This is a genomic window from Pseudenterobacter timonensis (assembly GCF_900021175.1).
GTDB classification, from domain to species: Bacteria; Pseudomonadota; Gammaproteobacteria; order Enterobacterales; family Enterobacteriaceae; genus Enterobacter; species Enterobacter timonensis.
The window spans coordinates 858604-876459 of record NZ_FCOP01000011.1 but is presented as its reverse complement, the minus strand read 5'-3'; the positions used below and the strand labels follow the sequence as shown (position 1 = coordinate 876459).

Here is a 17856-nt window from a genome sequence, read left to right as displayed (position 1 = left end):
TGACGCCCCCCATGTAACCCTTACACTGACAACAGAGAATGCCGCATGTCCGTACAGAATATTATCAACATTACCGAAGCTAACCTGCACCAGACGCTGGAACAGTCGATGACAACGCCGGTGCTGTTTTACTTCTGGTCCGAGCGCAGCCAGCAATGCCTGGAGATGACGCCGGTGCTGGAGCGGCTCGCCGCTCAATATCAGGGACAATTCATTCTGGCGAAGCTGGACTGTGACGCGGAGCAGATGATCGCCTCCCAGTTTGGCCTGCGCGCGATCCCTACCGTTTATCTCTTCCAGAACGGCCAGCCGGTGGATGGTTTCCAGGGGCCGCAGCCGGAAGAGGCGATCCGCGCCCTGCTGGACAAAGTGCTGCCGCGTGAAGAGGAGCTGAAGGCGCAGGAAGCGATGGCGCTGATGCAGGAAGGCAAAAACGACGAAGCGCTGCCGCTGCTGAAAGAGGCCTGGCAGCTTTCAAATCAGGATAGCCAGATCGGGCTGCTGCTGGCGCAGGCGCAGATTGCGCTTCACCGCTCCGAAGAGGCGGAAGCGGTGCTGAAAACCATTCCGCTGCAGGACCAGGATACCCGCTACCAGGGGCTGGTGGCGCAGATTGAGCTGCTTAAGCAGGCGGCAGACACGCCGGAAATTCAGCAGCTTCAGCAGCAGGTGGCCGATAACCCGGACGATGCCGCGCTGGCCAGCCAGCTTGCGCTGCAGCTGCACCAGGTTGGACGCAACGAAGAGGCGCTGGCGCTGCTCTTCGGGCACCTGCAGCGCGATCTCGGCGCGGCTGATGGCCAGGCGCGGAAGGTCTTCCAGGAGATCCTCGCCGCGCTGGGCACTGGCGACGCGCTGGCGTCTAAATACCGTCGTCAGCTCTACGCCCTGCTCTACTGATCCCCCCGGCAGATCGCCCGATGCGCGATCTGCCCCTTTCCCTCCTGTCTGTCCGAAACGCCACCTGCTGGCGATAAGAGAAGAATTTTTATTTGTAGTCGATATACTCATAGAACTGCTTTTCCGGTTATGGCATGCAAACAGGAGGTTTTATGCTTATCGTTATTCCTGTCTTTATTTTTCTGGTGCTGGTGGTCGTCGCGGCGGGCGTGAAAATCGTACCGCAGGGCTATCAGTGGACCGTCGAACGCTTCGGACGTTATACCACCACCCTGCAGCCTGGTCTGAGCCTGGTTGTCCCCTTTATGGACCGCATCGGTCGTAAAATCAATATGATGGAACAGGTGCTGGATATCCCCTCGCAGGAGGTGATCTCGAAAGATAACGCCAACGTGACCATCGACGCCGTCTGCTTTATCCAGGTGATCGACGCACCTAAAGCGGCCTATGAGGTGAGCAATCTGGAACTGGCGATCATCAACCTGACGATGACCAACATCCGCACCGTGCTCGGCTCTATGGAGCTGGATGAGATGCTCTCTCAACGCGACAGCATTAACACGCGTCTGCTGCATATCGTCGATGAAGCGACAAACCCGTGGGGCATCAAGGTTACCCGTATCGAAATCCGCGACGTGCGCCCGCCTGCGGAGCTGATCTCCTCCATGAACGCCCAGATGAAGGCCGAGCGTACCAAGCGCGCCTACATTCTCGAGGCAGAAGGTGTGCGCCAGGCGGAGATCCTCAAGGCCGAAGGGGATAAACAGTCGCAAATCCTGAAGGCGGAAGGTGAGCGCCAGTCGGCGTTTTTGCAGGCGGAGGCGCGCGAGCGTTCGGCAGAGGCGGAAGCACGAGCCACGAAGATGGTTTCAGAGGCTATCGCCGCGGGGGATATCCAGGCGGTGAACTACTTTGTGGCGCAGCGATACACCGACGCGCTGCAGCAGATTGGCGCGGCCAATAACAGCAAAGTGGTGATGATGCCGCTGGATGCCAGCAGCCTGATGGGCTCCATCGCGGGCATTGCCGAACTGATAAAAGAAAGTGGAAACGAGCGCAAAAAATGAATGAGATCGCGGCACACCCTCATGTTTTTTGGCTCAGCCTCGGCGGGCTGCTGCTGATTGCAGAGATGCTCGGTACCAACGGCTATCTGCTCTGGAGCGGGGTCGCGGCGCTGATCGTCGGGCTGATCGCCTGGCTTTTCCCGCTGAGCTGGGAGTGGCAGGGTGTACTGTTTGCAGCCCTGACACTGGTGGCCGTCTGGCTGTGGTGGCGCTGGCTGGCGCGCCAGGTCCGGCAACAAAAGCCGGTGGATGCCCACCTGAATCAGCGCGGACAACAGCTTATAGGACGGCGGTTTATGCTGGAAAACGCGCTGGTAAATGGCCATGGGCATGTGCGCGTCGGCGACAGCTCCTGGCCCGTCGTGGCGGACGACGACCTCGCCGCGGGCACGCGGGTCGAGGTAATTGCCGTAGAGGGCATTACGCTGCGTATTACGCGCTGCTAGTTCCGGATTTGCGATGACAGCAGCCGGAGAGATTATCAATGATCGGGCAGTCGGCGCTCTCATCGCCCGGGCAGGCGTCCGCCAGCGCCAGCAGCTGCTCGCGCATCGTCTGCAGTTCAGTGATGTGACGTTCAATCTCCGCCACCTTCTCCAGAGTCCGCTTTTTCACATCGGCGCTGTGACGCGCTGGATCGTTAAACAAATTGATCAGCTCGCCGCACTCTTCGAGGTTAAACCCCACCTGCCGCGCCTGGCGCAGCAACGTCAGCTCATCAAGATGTTTTTGGGTATAGCTGCGGTAGCCGTTCTCGCTGCGCAACGGCGGCGTGACCAGTCCCTTCTCTTCATAAAACCGAATCGCCTTGCTGGTTAAGCCGGTTTTTTTCGCCACATCGCTGATATTCACTTTTCCCCCTTGACCTTCCCCTTGATGGAAGGTTTAACCTTTATAACTGTCAGGTAAACGCGTTATGAAGGTCAATAGCTGACCGGAAAATTATAAAGGAGTTTTGCTATGTCTCACACCATCAACCTGACGCTGGACGGCCTCTCCTGTGGCCACTGCGTCAAACGGGTAAAAGAAAGCCTGGAAAAACGCGCCGATGTGGAAAGCGCGGAAGTGACAATCGACCATGCGGTTATCACCGGTAGCGCCAGCGCCGAGGCCCTGATAGACACCGTCAAAGAGGCCGGTTACGGCGCGGAGTTAAGCCACCCAAAGGCTAAACCGCTGACAGAGTCATCAATCCCGTCGGAAGCACTGACAGCGGCTACTCCTGAGCTTCCGGCAGCGGATGATATCGACGACAGCCAACAGCTGTTGATCAATGGTATGAGCTGCGCCAGCTGTGTCTCCCGCGTACAGAACGCTTTGCAGAGCGTACCGGGCGTCTCGCAGGCACGGGTAAATCTGGCGGAACGCACTGCGCTGGTAATGGGCAGCGCGTCCGCCACCGATTTAGTGCAGGCGGTGGAGAAAGCAGGCTACGGGGCGGAGGCGATCGAGGATGACGCCGAACGCCGTGAACGTCAGCAGCAATCCGCCATCGCCACCATGAAACGCTTTCGCTGGCAGGCAATTGTCGCCCTGCTGGTAGGTATCCCGGTGATGGTCTGGGGGATGATCGGCGACAATATGATGGTCTCCGACAGCAACCGCTCCCTCTGGCTGACCATCGGTATCATTACCCTGGCGGTGATGATTTTTGCCGGTGGCCACTTCTATACCAGCGCCTGGAAAAGCCTCAAAAACCGCACCGCGACCATGGACACCCTTGTGGCGCTGGGCACCGGCGCGGCGTGGCTCTACTCCATGAGCGTCAACCTCTGGCCGCACGCCTTCCCGCCAGAGGCGCGTCATCTCTATTACGAAGCGAGCGCCATGATCATCGGTCTGATTAACCTGGGTCATATGCTCGAAGCGCGCGCCCGCCAGCGTTCGTCGAAGGCGCTGGAAAGGTTGCTTGACCTGACGCCCCCCTCCGCGCGGGTAGTCACTGACGAGGGTGAGAAAACGGTGCCGCTGGCCGAAGTACAGCCAGGCATGACGCTGCGTTTAACCACCGGCGATCGCGTGCCGGTAGACGGCACCATTACCCGGGGTGAGGCCTGGCTCGACGAGGCGATGCTGACCGGCGAGCCGGTGCCGCAACAAAAAGGCGAAGGCGAGAGCGTTCACGCCGGAACGGTGGTCCAGGATGGGAGCGTGCTGTTCCAGGCGAGCGCGGTGGGTAGCCATACCACCCTGTCGCGCATTATCCGTATGGTGCGCCAGGCGCAAAGCAGCAAGCCGGAGATTGGCCAGCTGGCGGATAAGATCTCGGCGGTTTTCGTACCGGTGGTGGTGGCGATAGCGCTTCTGAGCGGCGCTATCTGGTATCTCTTCGGCCCCGCGCCGCAGATTGTCTATACGCTGGTGATTGCGACCACGGTGCTGATTATCGCCTGCCCGTGTGCGCTGGGACTGGCGACGCCGATGTCGATTATCGCAGGCGTCGGGCGTGCCGCCGAATTTGGCGTCCTGGTGCGCGACGCCGACGCGCTGCAAAGAGCCAGCACGCTCGACACGCTGGTGTTTGATAAAACCGGCACCCTCACCGAAGGTAAACCGCAGGTAGTGGCTTTCAGGACGGTTGATTTTGCGCAAGCGGAAGCCCTGCGTCTTGCCGCCTCGCTTGAGCAAGGCTCCAGCCACCCGCTGGCCCGCGCCATTCTTGATAAAGCGGGTGACGCCGCGCTGGCACAGGTGAGCGCCTTCCGCACCCTGCGCGGGCTGGGGGTGAGCGGCGAGGCGGAAAACCGAACGCTGCTGCTCGGCAACGCCACGCTTCTTAACGAAAAGGGTGTAGATACCGTTGCGCTTGACGACGAGGTGAAAGCGCAGGCGTCGCAGGGGGCGACCCCGGTACTGCTGGCGGTTGACGGCAAGGCGGTGGCGCTGTTCGCCATTCGCGATCCGCTGCGCCAGGATAGCGTAGAGGCGCTGGCTCGCCTGCATCAGGCTGGCTACCGCCTGGTGATGCTCACCGGCGATAATCCGGTTACCGCCAACGCGATTGCCCGCGAGGCGGGTATCGACGAGGTGATTGCCGGCGTGCTGCCGGACGGCAAAGCGGATGCCATTAAGACGCTGCAAAGCCATGGGCGCCAGGTGGCGATGGTGGGCGACGGAATTAACGACGCCCCGGCGCTGGCACAGGCGGAAGTGGGTGTCGCCATGGGCGGCGGCAGCGACGTGGCGATTGAAACCGCAGCCATTACCCTGATGCGCCATAGCCTGATGGGGGTAGCGGACGCGCTCGCTATCGCGAAGGCGACGCTGCGCAACATGAAGCAGAACCTGCTGGGCGCGTTTATTTATAACGCCTTCGGCATTCCGATTGCCGCCGGGATCCTCTGGCCGCTCACCGGTACGCTGCTCAATCCAGTGGTCGCTGGCGCGGCAATGGCGCTCTCCTCCATTACGGTGGTGAGTAACGCTAACCGCCTGCTGCGCTTTAAACCTAAGGCGTAATCGCCCCTCCCCTGCGCCTGTCCTTAATTGGCGCAGGGGAGCGTGAAGTTGCACCTTCTCCAGCCACGCGCTAGCATGCTCTTTTCAACTGCGGGAGCGCGCATGAGTCTGTTTCGTCGTATAAGAGCATCACTTCGCGCCTTTTTCCCCCGCCGTTATACCTGGCCCGCTCTGGATATTCTGCTTCCCGGCGGCCAGGATCTGCATCTGGTGGGCAGCATCCACATGGGCACCCGCGATATGTCCCCCCTTCCTGACGGGCTGGTAAAAGAGCTTAAAAAGGCTGACGCGCTGGTGGTGGAAGCAGATATCTCCGGCAGCGAGTCGCCCTTTACCGATACCGGGACGCCGCCCACGCTGGAGGAGCGGCTTGATGCCGCGCAGTTCGCCGAACTGGAGCGTTACGCCGGGGAGCTGGATCTCCCGCTGTCGATGCTGCAAACGCTGCCCCTGTGGCAGATCGCGATGGTGTTGCAGGCGACGCAGGCTCAGCGTCTGGGGCTGCGCGGTGATTATGGTATCGATTACCAGCTGCTGCATCTGGCCCGGGCGCGTCAGCTTCCGGTGATTGAGCTGGAGGGGGCACAGAGTCAGGTCGCCCTGCTTCGCCGCCTGCCTGAAGAGGGAAAACTGCTGCTGGATGATACGCTCACCCACTGGCACACCAACGCCCGGCTGCTGCAGACGATGATCGGCTGGTGGCTGAACGCGCCGCCCGCTGAAGAGCGGCTGGCGTTGCCCTCCACCTTTAGCGAATCGCTTTATGATGTGCTGATGAACGAGCGTAATCAGGCGTGGTGTACCATGCTGAACGCGCTGCCCCCGGGCCGCTACGTGGTGGCCGTCGGCGCGCTGCATCTGTATGGAGAAGGGAATCTGCCGTCGCTGTTGCGATAAAAAAATGGCCAATATTTCTATTGGCCCGTCAAAGAGGAATTTCATCGTTATTATTATGCCGGAGGAAGCCTCCGGTTGAGCAGATTGTCGCTCAAAGTGACCATCGCTGCCAATACTATTGCGCAAGATGGTGCTATTTTTCAGACACCCATCAGATGTATGCTCATTGCCTCTTCCGTCTGTATGAGTAAGGTTTGCTATGACTCCAGCCGTTAAGTTACTCGAAAAGAAAAAAATTTTATTCCGGATCCATACCTACGATCATGACCCTAACGAAACCAACTTTGGTGACGAAGTGGTGCGTAAACTGGGGCTGAATAGTGAGCAGGTCTATAAAACGCTGCTGGTGGCGGTGAATGGCGACATGAAGCATCTCGCCGTGGCGGTAACGCCGGTGGCCGGGCAGCTGGATCTGAAGAAGGTCGCCAAAGCGCTGGGGGCGAAAAAGGTGGATATGGCCGATCCAATGGTTGCGCAACGCACCACCGGCTATCTGGTGGGCGGCATTAGCCCGCTGGGGCAGAAAAAACGGCTGCCAACGCTGATTGACGCCCCGGCCCGGGGTTTTGACACCATCTATATTTCCGGCGGCAAGCGCGGGCTGGATATTGAACTGGCGGCAGACGATCTGGCGAAAATGCTGGATGCTCAGTTTGCCGATATTGCGCGCCGGGATTAAAAAAGCCGGGTGGCGGCTATGCCTTACCCGGCCTACAGAAGTGCACGATACCACAGGCCCGGTAAGCGAAGCGCCACCGGGCAATAAATCCCCCTGCAGGGCAGCGGTTAAAAGCCGGGTGGCGGCTACGCCTTACCCGGCCTCCAGAAGTGCACGATACCGCAGGTCCGGTAAGCGAAGCGCCACCGGGCAAAACAACAGGCGCTACTGCCAGCTCACCTCGCCCTTCGGTTCGTACTGATTCACATCCACAGGCGAGTTCTGCTCGATGAACTGCTTCAGTACCTCGGCATCAATAAAGCCGGTATTCACGTAGCCCGGTTTATTATCAATACGCGGGTAACCATCACCCCCGGTGGCATTAAAGCTTAGCGTCGCCATACGGTAGGTTTTAGCCGGATCGACCGGTTCGCCCTTAATTTTCAGATCGGACAATTTGCCCTCTTTCGCCACAAAGCTCACGTTAGCAAACTGCGGATAGGCGCCAGAATCGGGCTTCATCTGCGCCACGGCGGTGAGGTAATCAATCACCTCTTTGCCACTCATGTCCACATAGACCACGATATTGCCAAACGGCTGAACCTTGAGTACATCTTTATAGGTGATATCACCCGCATCAATCGAATCACGAATGCCACCGCCGCTCATCACCGCAAAATCGGCGCTGGTGCGCGCCATCTGCGCGGCCAGAATCAGGTGGCCCATATTAGTCTGTACAAAGCGCACCTTGCTGCGATCCCCTTCCAGGCGGCCGTTAAGGGTACCGATTTTGACGCTCAGCTGCGCTTTTCCTTTGTTCTGGAACGGCGTAAGCAGAGAGAGCATCGGGCCGTTTTCCGGGATCTCTGGCGTATATAACACGCGCTCGCTCTTCCCGTCCGGATAGGTCACCTTCTTCTTCAGGTTTACCGGGATCAGCTGATAGTGCACCAGTTTCATCTCGCCGTTGCGAAATTCAAAATCTGCCCGGCCCACATATTTGCCCCACTCGTGAGCCTGCACGATCCAGATACCATTCTGGCGATCCGGCGCGCAGGGAGTACCCGGCACATAATCCACCTCTTTTTTATTTTCAGAGGCCATGCAAACCGGATCCTGAGAGTGACCGCCAACGATCATTGCCAGTGAGCCTGCGGGCAGGCTGCGCGCCATCTCCACATCTCCCGCGGCGTTAGAGCCATGCTCGCCGTTATCGTAGTGGCCCATATGGGTGGCGGCGATAATGATGTCCGGCTTTTCGGTCTGCTGCAGCTCCTGAATCACCAGCTTCGCCTCTTCAGCGGGCTTACGAAATTCGATGTCGGTAAAAAATTCCGGGTTGCCGATCTTTGCCGTATCGTCAGTGGTCAGCCCCATTACCGCAATCTTCAGATCCTGTCGCTTGAAGATGGCCCAGGGCTTAAAGAGCCGCTCCCCGGTGCTTTTCTGATAAATATTGGCGGAGAGAAAAGGGAATTTTGACCATTTCTCCTGCTGGCGCAGGACGGTTAACGGGTTATCGAACTCATGGTTGCCGACGGCCATGGCGTCATAGCCAATGAGGTTCATCCCGCGGAAATCGGGCTCGGCGTCCTGCAGATCGGACTCCGGCACGCCGGTATTAATATCCCCCCCGGAGAGCAGCAGCACGCTGCCGCCCCCGGCAGCCACCTCTTTACGAATCGAGTCCACCAGCGTTTTTTGCGCCGCCAGCCCATATTCGCCATATTCGCTTCGCCAGAAATGGCCATGGTGATCGTTGGTATGGAGGATGGTGATTTTATAGGTTTTATCTTTCTCATACGCCTGCGCGGGCAGAGCCGATAACGCCCAGACCGCCGCCAGCGCCAGCGCGACGCCTCGCTTCATTAACTTCATATTCTCGCTCCCTGACCTCAAGACAAACGCTGAAATTACAGTGAGTAAAAAGAATAGACAAATATGTTTTCAGAATTGCGACTTCCTTCAAAACTCACGGACAGGTATGTTAGGCGGATAATAATGACTCCCTGCAATTCGTTTAACTTCATACGTGGTATTTATGGCAATCAGTGAAACCTCCCGGCCCGCTGCGCCGCCGAAAGGGCGGACGGCGTTTGGCATTTTAGGGGCGATCAGCCTCTCGCATCTCCTTAACGATATGATTCAGTCGCTCATCCTTGCGATCTATCCGCTACTGCAGTCTGAGTTTTCGTTAACCTTCGTTCAGATTGGGCTTATCACCCTCACCTTCCAGCTCGCCTCTTCGCTGTTGCAGCCGGTGGTGGGTTACTGGACGGACAAATATCCCATGCCCTGGTCGCTCCCCATTGGGATGTGCTTTACCCTGAGCGGTCTGGTGCTGCTGGCGCTGGCGGGGAGCTTTGAGATGGTGTTGCTGGCGGCGGCGCTGGTGGGAACAGGCTCTTCGGTATTCCATCCGGAATCATCGCGCGTGGCGCGGATGGCCTCCGGCGGCCGACACGGCCTGGCGCAATCGCTCTTCCAGGTGGGCGGCAACTTTGGCAGTTCGCTCGGCCCGCTGCTGGCGGCGGTGATTATTGCCCCCTACGGCAAAGGCAACGTGGCGTGGTTTGTGCTGGCAGCGCTGCTGGCGATTGTGGTGCTGGCTCAGATCAGCCGCTGGTACGCCGCTCAGCATCGGGTTAATAAAGGCAAACCGAAGGCGGTGGTGGTCAATCCCCTGCCGCGCAACAAGGTGGTGCTGGCGGTCTGCGTGCTGCTGGTGCTGATTTTCTCGAAATATTTCTATATGGCGAGCATCAGCAGCTATTACACCTTTTATCTGATGCAAAAATTCGGATTATCGGTACAAAACGCCCAGCTACACCTCTTCGCTTTCCTTTTTGCCGTCGCCGCAGGCACCGTGATTGGCGGCCCGGTAGGGGACAAAATTGGAAGAAAATATGTGATTTGGGGCTCTATCCTCGGCGTCGCGCCTTTCACCCTTGTTTTACCCTATGTGGGACTGGAATGGACGGGGATTCTCACCGCGATCATTGGTTTTATCCTGGCATCGGCCTTTTCCGCTATCCTGGTCTATGCGCAGGAGCTGCTGCCGGGACGTATCGGCATGGTTTCCGGACTCTTTTTTGGCTTTGCTTTTGGCATGGGCGGCCTGGGCGCGGCGGTGCTGGGTATCGTTGCCGACCATACCAGCATCTTTTTAGTTTATAAAATCTGTGCTTTCCTGCCTCTTCTGGGCATGTTGACCATATTCCTGCCTGATAACCGGCATAAAGCCTGATTTTCTTGCGGCTAAAGTCGAACTTTAGCCGCCTTCTCCCCTTACTCCATCAGCCCTTGTGCCGGCAGATATGCATCTGCGTATCGTCTTTGACTTTTTTACCGCTTTATGACCTTTTTATTCAGTTTTCAATAATTATTCATAAACATACTGAAGCATTTTGTCATAAACTATTATCTGGACTTTTGGTTTTGGCCAAAAATGGAACACCTTATTGACGAAAGGAGACGGAATGCACCACGCCACACCGCTTATCACCACCATTGTTGGTGGACTTGTGCTTGCCTTTATCCTTGGCATGATTGCCAATAAGCTTCGAATCTCTCCTCTTGTCGGTTATTTATTAGCGGGTGTGCTGGCGGGACCTTTTACGCCAGGCTTTGTGGCGGATACCAAACTGGCGCCAGAACTGGCGGAATTGGGCGTGATTCTGCTGATGTTTGGCGTGGGTCTGCATTTCTCCCTTAAGGATTTGATGGCGGTAAAGTCTATCGCCATACCCGGCGCGATCGCCCAGATTGTGGTGGCGACGCTGCTGGGGATGGCGCTATCGGCACTGCTGGACTGGTCGCTGATGACCGGTATCGTCTTTGGTCTCTGTCTCTCTACCGCCAGTACCGTGGTGCTGCTGCGCGCGCTTGAAGAGCGACAGTTGATCGACAGCCAGCGCGGGCAGATCGCCATCGGCTGGCTGATCGTAGAAGATCTGGTAATGGTACTGACGCTGGTGCTGTTGCCCGCCGTCGCCGGAATGATTGAAAAAGAGAACGTCGGCCTGGCGACGCTGGCGCTGGATATGAGCATTACCATCGGCAAGGTGGTAGCGTTTATCGCCATCATGATGCTCGTGGGCCGTCGGCTGGTGCCGTGGATTATGGCGCGCAGCGCGGCGACCGGCTCCCGGGAGCTTTTCACCCTCTCCGTACTGGCGCTGGCGCTGGGTATCGCGTTTGGCGCCGTCGAACTCTTCGATGTCTCCTTTGCGCTTGGCGCCTTCTTCGCCGGAATGGTGCTGAACGAGTCAGAACTCAGCCATCGTGCGGCGCACGATACGCTGCCGCTGCGCGACGCTTTCGCGGTGCTCTTCTTTGTCTCGGTAGGAATGCTCTTTAACCCGATGATTCTGGTGGAGCAACCGCTGGCGGTGCTGGGAACGCTGGCCATTATTATCTTCGGTAAATCGGCAGCGGCCTTTTTCCTGGTGCGTCTCTTTGGCCACTCGCCGCGTACCGCCCTGACCATTGCCGCGAGTCTGGCGCAAATCGGGGAGTTTGCCTTTATCCTGGCAGGCCTCGGCATGGCGCTGGATCTGCTGCCGCAGGCCGGGCAGAACCTTGTCCTGGCGGGGGCGATTCTCTCCATTATGCTTAACCCCATTCTGTTTGCCCTGCTGGAAAAATATCTCGAAAAAACCGAAACGCTGGACGACCAGACGCTGGAAGAGGTGACGGAAGATGAGAAACAGATCCCGGTGGATATCTGTAATCATGCCCTGCTGGTCGGTTTTGGCCGCGTCGGTAGCCTGCTGGGTGAGAAGCTAATGGCGCAGGGGATCCCCCTGGTGGTGATCGAAACCTCCCGCTCCCGGGTGGACGAGCTGCGGGCGCGCGGTATTCGGGCGGTGCTGGGCAATGCGGCGAATGAAGAGATCATGAATCTGGCGCATCTCGACTGCGCCCGCTGGCTGCTGCTGACGATTCCGAACGGCTACGAGGCCGGGGAGATTGTCGCCTCGGCACGCGAGAAGTGCCCGGATATCGAGATTATCGCCCGCGCGCATTATGACGACGAGGTGGAGTACATTTCCGAACGCGGAGCGAATCAGGTGGTGATGGGCGAGCGCGAGATTGCGAATACGATGCTGACGCTGCTGGGTAAACCGTCTGCTGAAGAAGCGGTGACGGGATAAGCGCGCAGGCTGGCGGGCCCCTCACCCCGGCCCTCTCCCCAGAGGGGAGAGGGGGAAAACCACCCCCAGAGGGGAGAGGGGGAAAACCACCCCGTTTCAGCCGCAAAGATAAACAATAACGCCCCACACTCCCCCCCTTTGGGGAGAGAAGGAAACCCGCCCTGACCGGTCTGTGAAAAATCGAGCACGATCGATTCCCTCTCCCCTTTGGGGAGAGGGGGGAAAACAGATACGGCAGAAAAGACAGTCGATCGGATCCCCTCACCCAGGAGGGGAGAGGGGGAAAACCACCCCGTTTCAGCCGCAAAGATAAACAATAACGCCCCACACTCCTCCCCCCTTTGGGGAGAGAAGGAAACCCGCCCTGACCGGGCTGTGAAAAATCGCGCACGATCGGTCCCCTCTCCCCTTTGGGGAGAGGGCCAGGGTGAGGGGCCTTGCTTAACGCTCCCAGTACGCCTCTTCCAGGCTATCTTCCCTTTCCGGCAGCCCGCGCGTCAGACGCGGCGAGTGCTGGTTCAGCACCTGGTAGCTCACGCGGTTCGCATACTTGCACACCTGCGCCAGCGAGGAATAGGTCAGCCAGTTAAAAGCGTGTTTGCTGGAGTTCGGCACGTTGGTCTTATGGTAGGCATTAGCGGTAATGTCGTGCAGCAGCGCCGCCAGCGCGCCGTCGCCTGCGCCGTTGGTGTTCATGATCTTCTCCGGCCCGCCCATATAAGGGGCGATGTGGGAATAGATACGCAGCGGATTGACGCACTCTTTATGACGCATCGCACGGCTGAACTCATACTGGTTAAATTCAGCAATCGCCCCCGGCAGCAGCGGATGCTGGGTTTTGCGCTTGCTCTCCTCTTCGGTAAAGCCCGCCATATAGAGTCCCACCGGTCCGGCGGTGCAGAGTACCAGATCGACCCAGTCCAGCGCCTTATCAGAAGCCAGCAGCGGATCGCTTTCGCCGGTCAGCGCTTCGGCCTCCTCCTCGTTCATCGCCAGTATCGAGACGTGCTCTTTTAAAAACGTTTGCCACCACTGCGGGTTATCAGCGATAACAAACTTCGTCCCCAGGGTCAGCACCACCGGCACGTTATACTTTTTCGCATACTCGATGGCTTTCATGGTCGCTTCCGGCATCGGCTCTCCCGGCTTACAGCGCACCAGATAGGAAGTCAGCACCAGCGCCGAGGCGCCTGCGATCACCGCTTCCGGGACGCTTTCCGGGCGCAGCTGATTCATGTGGCCGGGGCTGATGGCGAAAGTTCGCTCGCCGGAGTCGCTGATAAGCGTAAAGCAGCGGCCAATCGGCCCGTCAACGCCCTGCAGATAGTTAAGATCGGTCCGGCTGGAAGTGTTGCAAAGATAGCGGTAAGCGTAGCCGCCGATATCGATATTGCTGCACATCACCCCCAGCAGCACCGAACGGTCGTCCGCCAGCACCGAATAGTTGTGCATAGTGTTGCCGATGGTACCGCCGGCAAACTGGTGGGTGATCAGATTTTCGCGCGTCAGCTCCTGATAGAGCGCCTCGGCCACCTCATCTTCAATGACCAGCGAGTGTCCGGCGCTCAGGCCGTAGCGTTCGACAAACGCATCGTCCACTTTCGCTTCGATATCCACCAGCGTCTGGTCGATGCCCACCACCCAGGCGGCGCTGGTCTCGTTTTCCGGCTGGATCTGTTGCAGCAGCGGATCGCGGGCGTCAACGGGGAAATAGTGTTTGGATTTACGTTTACCGGGAAATTTCATGGTCTGCGCTACGGATGATAAATGGGGCGGGAATGGTAGCACATTCCCGCTCACTGGCGCGATCAGCGGCTGTTGGCGATCAGCGAAACCATCATGTCGATATGCTCCGGCGCATCGTTAAGGGCCGGAATGTACTCATACTTTTCGCCCCCCGCCTCAAGGAAAAACTCCCGGTTCTGCACCGCAATCTCCTCCAGCGTCTCCAGGCAATCCGCCGAAAAGCCCGGCGACATCACCTGAATATGTTTTATCCCCTTCTCCCCCAGCATTTTGAGGGTGTCGTCGGTGTAAGGGGTGAGCCACGGCTCGCGGCCAAAGCGCGACTGGAAGGTCATCATCACCTTCTCCGGCGGCAGACCCAGCGCGGAGACCAGCTCGCGCGTGGTATCGCGGCAGCGCTGCGGATAGTCATCCCCTTCGTTCGCGTAGCGCTGCGGAATGCCATGGTAGGAGAGCAGCAGCAGATCCGGCTCGCCGTGCTTCGCAAAGGAGGCCCGGACGCTGTTCGCCAGCGCGGCGATGTAAAGCGGATGCTGGGCATAATCGCGGATAAAGGTGATTCCTGGAATGCGGCGGCGGGTCGCCAGGATGCGCGCCAGCTCGTCCCAGACGGCAGCCACGGTCGAACAGGAGTACTGCGGGTAGAGCGCCAGCACCACGATATGATCCACCCCCTGTGAGAGCAGATTGTCCACCGCGCTTTCGAGCGACGGTTTGCCATAGCTCATGCCGAGCGCAACGGGCATATCCGGCAGGCGTTCGGCGAGCGCTTTTTCCTGACGACGGCTGTAGACCATCAGCGGTGAGCCCTCATCCATCCAGACGGATTGATAGAGCTTTGCCACACGCGGGGAACGAATCGGCAGAATGACGCCACGCAGCAGTGGCCACCATAAGAGTCTCGGGGTATCCACGACGCGCCTGTCGCTTAAAAATTGTCGCAGGTAGCGTTTTACCGCCGCTGGAGTAGGTGCTTCTGGGGTCCCCAGATTGGCAAGCAGGATGCCGGTTTTCGCCTGACTCATTCACGCCTCTTAACCATTTGATAGGTTGTCAATTGTAGCGGAAATGCGTTTAAACGAAACCCATTGCTGTAATAGGTAAGATGAGAATTTTTCTCACCCGGAGAACCGGGTGAGAGGTGCACAATTAGCCGAGGATTTTTTCCAGCTCTGCACGTACGTCAGCCACGGCCTGGGTGCCGTCGACTTTTGCGTATTTGGTGTTACCCGCCTGCGCCTCTTTAGAGTAGTAGCCGATCAGCGGCGCGGTCATCTGATGGTATTCCACCAGACGCTTACGCACGGTCTCTTCCTGGTCATCTTTACGGGTGGTCAGCTCTTCGCCGGTCACGTCGTCTTTACCTTCCACCTTCGGCGGATTGAATTTGATGTGGTAAACGCGACCAGAGGCGGCGTGTACGCGACGACCCACGATGCGGTCAACGATCAGCTCGTCCGGCACGTCGAACTCCAGAACGTAGTCGACGTTGATGCCCGCTTCTTTCATGGCGTCAGCCTGCGGAATGGTGCGCGGGAAGCCGTCCAGCAGGAAACCATTGCGGCAATCTTCCTGCGCGATGCGCTCTTTCACCAGGGCGATAACCAGTTCATCAGTCACCAGTTTGCCCGCGTCCATGATATCTTTCGCCTGTTTGCCCAGCTCTGAGCCAGATTTCACCGCGGCGCGCAGCATGTCGCCGGTGGAGATTTGCGGAATACCGTATTTCTCCATGATGAACTGAGCCTGAGTTCCTTTACCCGCGCCCGGAGCGCCAAGCAGAATAATACGCATTGCGAAAATCCCCTCAAATGTCGTTTCAATTTTTCAAAAGCGCTAAACAATACCACCAGAACGGGGATCGCTCAAGGAAGGCGGGAAGGCTGAAACGGTTAATGCGGGGAGATTATTTGGGATAGTGCAAGGGTTTCCCCTCACCCTAACCCTCTCCCCAAAGGGGAGAGGGAACTTGAACACCCCCTCTCCAAAGGGAAAAGAGAACTTGAACACCCTCTCCCCTTTGGGGAGAGAGCAGGGCAAGGGGCAGGTGTTTAATTACGCCAGCAGCAGCGCATTCACACGTTTAATGAAAAGGTTAGGATCTTCCAGCGTGCCGCGCTCGGCCAGCAGAGACTGATCCAGCAGCAGTTCAACCCACTCGGCGAAACGTGCTTCGTCCTGGGTCTCTGCCGCGCGTTTCACCAGCGGGTGATCCGGGTTCAGCTCAAAGATATATTTCACTTCCGGCACGGTCTGGCCCGCTGCGGCGAACAGCTTCGCCATCTGGGTGCTCATTTCGTCCGCATCGGTGGTGACAATCGCCGGGGTATCGGTCAGACGGTGAGTAAAGCGCACCTCTTTCACGCGGTCGCCCAGCAGGGTTTTCACACGCTCCACGAACGGCTCCAGCGCCTTCTCGGCCTCTTTTGCGCTTTCGTCCACTTCATCCGCCAGCTTCTCGATAGACTCATCTGCCTTGGCGACAGACTGGAACGCCTTGCCGTCGAACTCGGTCAGGTAGTTCATCATCCACTCGTCGATGCGATCGGAAAGCAGCAGTACTTCGATGCCTTTCTTACGCAGCAGCTCCAGGTGCGGGCTGCTCTTCGCCGCGGCGTAGCTGTCGGCGGTGATGTAGTAGATCTTCTCCTGCCCTTCCTTCATGCGAGAGACATACTCTTCCAGAGAGACGGTCTGCGCGGAGGAGTCGGTGTGGGTGGAGGCAAAGCGCAGCAGCTTCGCGATCGCTTCCTGGTTGGACGGATCTTCCGCCGGGCCTTCTTTCAGCACCAGGCCAAACTGTTGCCAGAAGGTCTGATATTTTTCCGCATCATCTTTCGCCAGCTTGTCCAGCATCTGCAGCGCGCGTTTGGTCAGGGCGTTACGCAGGTTACGGGTGACGGTGCTGTCCTGCAGAATTTCACGGGAGACGTTCAGCGGCAGATCGTTGGAGTCGATCAGGCCACGCACGAAGCGCAGGTAGTTCGGCATAAACTGCTCGGCGTCGTCCATGATAAAGACGCGCTGCACGTACAGCTTCAGGCCGTGCTTGTGATCGCGGTTCCACATATCCCACGGCGCCTGGGAAGGAATATAGAGCAGGCTGGTGTACTCCTGCTTCCCTTCCACGCGGTTGTGACTCCAGGTCAGCGGATCGGTGAAATCGTGGGCGATGTGCTTATAAAACTCGTTGTACTCGTCCTCTTTGATTTCCGACTTGTTGCGGGTCCACAGCGCCTGCGCCTTGTTGATCTTCTCCCAGGAGATGACGGTTTCGCCATCTTTTTCTTCCTGTTTCTCAACTTCTACCGGCAGCGCGATGTGATCGGAATATTTGCTGATAATGGAGCGTACGCGCCAGTCGTTGAGGAAATCATCCTCGCCTTCGCGCAGATGCAGGGTGATCTCGGTGCCGCGATCTTCTTTCGTGATATCTGCGACGGTGTACTCGCCCTCGCCCTGGGATTCCCAGAAGACGCCGTTTTCGGCGCTGTCGCCCGCCGCGCGGGTGCGGACGGTCACTTTATCCGCCACGATAAACGCCGAGTAGAAGCCAACGCCGAACTGGCCGATCAGCTGGCTGTCTTTCGCCTGGTCAGAGCCCATCGACTCCAGGAAGGCTTTGGTGCCGGATTTGGCGATGGTACCGAGATGGTCGATCACCTCGTCGCGGTTCATGCCGATACCGTTGTCGGCGATGGTCAGAGTGCGTTTCTCTTTATCAAAGGAGACGCGCACGCGCAGCTCGCCGTCGCCCTCGTACAGATCCGGGTTGGACAGCGCGCGGAAACGCAGCTTGTCCGCCGCATCGGAGGCGTTGGAGATAAGCTCACGCAGGAAGATTTCTTTGTTGGAATAAAGAGAATGGATCATCAGATGCAGAAGCTGTTTTACTTCTGACTGGAAACCACGGGTTTCTTGTCCTTTCATGTAAGTCGACCTCAACAATGCCATTTAATGGGGTTTAAAAAAC

General features: G+C 58.0%; 14 protein-coding genes. 8 read left to right on the top strand and 6 right to left on the bottom strand.

Features of this window, described 5'->3' with window-relative positions:
- Positions 1-45 precede the first annotated feature (45 nt).
- The 3 genes from BN3796_RS10400 to BN3796_RS10390 all read left to right on the top strand — a co-directional run bounded on the left by BN3796_RS10400 (position 46) and on the right by BN3796_RS10390 (position 2413).
- A complete protein-coding gene (locus tag BN3796_RS10400) occupies positions 46-900 on the top strand; it encodes a co-chaperone YbbN (protein ID WP_061708272.1) in 855 nt (284 codons plus the stop codon).
- A gap of 152 nt (positions 901-1052) precedes the next feature.
- A complete protein-coding gene (locus BN3796_RS10395; RefSeq protein ID WP_061708271.1) occupies positions 1053-1967 on the top strand; it encodes an SPFH domain-containing protein in 915 nt (304 codons plus the stop codon).
- Positions 1964-2413 carry an NfeD family protein gene (locus tag BN3796_RS10390; protein WP_061708270.1) on the top strand — a complete coding sequence of 150 codons (450 nt, stop codon included), beginning with the start codon at positions 1964-1966 and terminating at the stop codon, positions 2411-2413. The genes BN3796_RS10395 and BN3796_RS10390 overlap by 4 nt, the downstream gene beginning before the upstream one ends.
- On the opposite strand, the gene cueR is transcribed toward BN3796_RS10390, so the two are convergent.
- Positions 2400-2819 carry a Cu(I)-responsive transcriptional regulator gene (cueR, locus tag BN3796_RS10385; RefSeq protein ID WP_061708269.1) on the bottom strand — a complete coding sequence of 140 codons (420 nt, stop codon included), beginning with the start codon at positions 2817-2819 and terminating at the stop codon, positions 2400-2402. The two genes, BN3796_RS10390 and cueR, sit on opposite strands and share 14 nt — an antisense overlap.
- A 108-nt stretch (positions 2820-2927) precedes the next feature.
- On the opposite strand from cueR, the gene copA reads away from it, so the two are divergent.
- The 3 genes from copA to ybaK all read left to right on the top strand — a co-directional run bounded on the left by copA (position 2928) and on the right by ybaK (position 7002).
- Complete coding sequence (copA, locus tag BN3796_RS10380) at positions 2928-5426, top strand: copper-exporting P-type ATPase CopA (RefSeq protein WP_061708268.1); 2499 nt, start codon at positions 2928-2930, stop codon at positions 5424-5426.
- Between the two features lie 102 nt (positions 5427-5528).
- Positions 5529-6323 (top strand): TraB/GumN family protein, encoded by a 795-nt coding sequence (locus BN3796_RS10375; RefSeq protein WP_061708267.1) that lies wholly within the window; start codon positions 5529-5531, stop codon positions 6321-6323.
- A gap of 199 nt (positions 6324-6522) precedes the next feature.
- Positions 6523-7002: a Cys-tRNA(Pro)/Cys-tRNA(Cys) deacylase YbaK gene (gene ybaK / locus BN3796_RS10370; RefSeq protein ID WP_061708266.1), complete on the top strand. Its 480-nt coding sequence runs from the start codon at positions 6523-6525 to the stop codon at positions 7000-7002.
- Positions 7003-7206: 204 nt separating this feature from the next.
- Here the strand turns inward: ybaK and ushA are convergent, their stop codons facing one another.
- Complete coding sequence (ushA, locus tag BN3796_RS10365) at positions 7207-8859, bottom strand: bifunctional UDP-sugar hydrolase/5'-nucleotidase UshA (protein WP_061708265.1); 1653 nt, start codon at positions 8857-8859, stop codon at positions 7207-7209.
- 163 nt (positions 8860-9022) lie between these two features.
- On the opposite strand from ushA, the gene BN3796_RS10360 reads away from it, so the two are divergent.
- Positions 9023-10228: an MFS transporter gene (locus BN3796_RS10360; RefSeq protein WP_061708264.1), complete on the top strand. Its 1206-nt coding sequence runs from the start codon at positions 9023-9025 to the stop codon at positions 10226-10228.
- 232 nt (positions 10229-10460) lie between these two features.
- Positions 10461-12137, top strand: a complete 1677-nt coding sequence (gene ybaL, locus BN3796_RS10355; protein WP_061708263.1) for a YbaL family putative K(+) efflux transporter — start codon at positions 10461-10463, stop codon at positions 12135-12137.
- 441 nt (positions 12138-12578) lie between these two features.
- Here the strand turns inward: ybaL and BN3796_RS10350 are convergent, their stop codons facing one another.
- The 4 genes from BN3796_RS10350 to htpG form a co-directional block, all read right to left on the bottom strand.
- Positions 12579-13883 carry an inosine/guanosine kinase gene (locus BN3796_RS10350; RefSeq protein ID WP_061708262.1) on the bottom strand — a complete coding sequence of 435 codons (1305 nt, stop codon included), beginning with the start codon at positions 13881-13883 and terminating at the stop codon, positions 12579-12581.
- Between the two features lie 62 nt (positions 13884-13945).
- Entirely contained in the window at positions 13946-14908 is a 963-nt protein-coding gene (gene hemH / locus BN3796_RS10345; RefSeq protein ID WP_061708261.1) for a ferrochelatase, read from the bottom strand.
- Positions 14909-15032: 124 nt separating this feature from the next.
- Positions 15033-15677 (bottom strand): adenylate kinase, encoded by a 645-nt coding sequence (gene adk, locus BN3796_RS10340; protein WP_014069168.1) that lies wholly within the window; start codon positions 15675-15677, stop codon positions 15033-15035.
- Between the two features lie 261 nt (positions 15678-15938).
- Positions 15939-17813 carry a molecular chaperone HtpG gene (gene htpG, locus BN3796_RS10335; RefSeq protein WP_061708260.1) on the bottom strand — a complete coding sequence of 625 codons (1875 nt, stop codon included), beginning with the start codon at positions 17811-17813 and terminating at the stop codon, positions 15939-15941.
- Positions 17814-17856 lie beyond the last annotated feature (43 nt).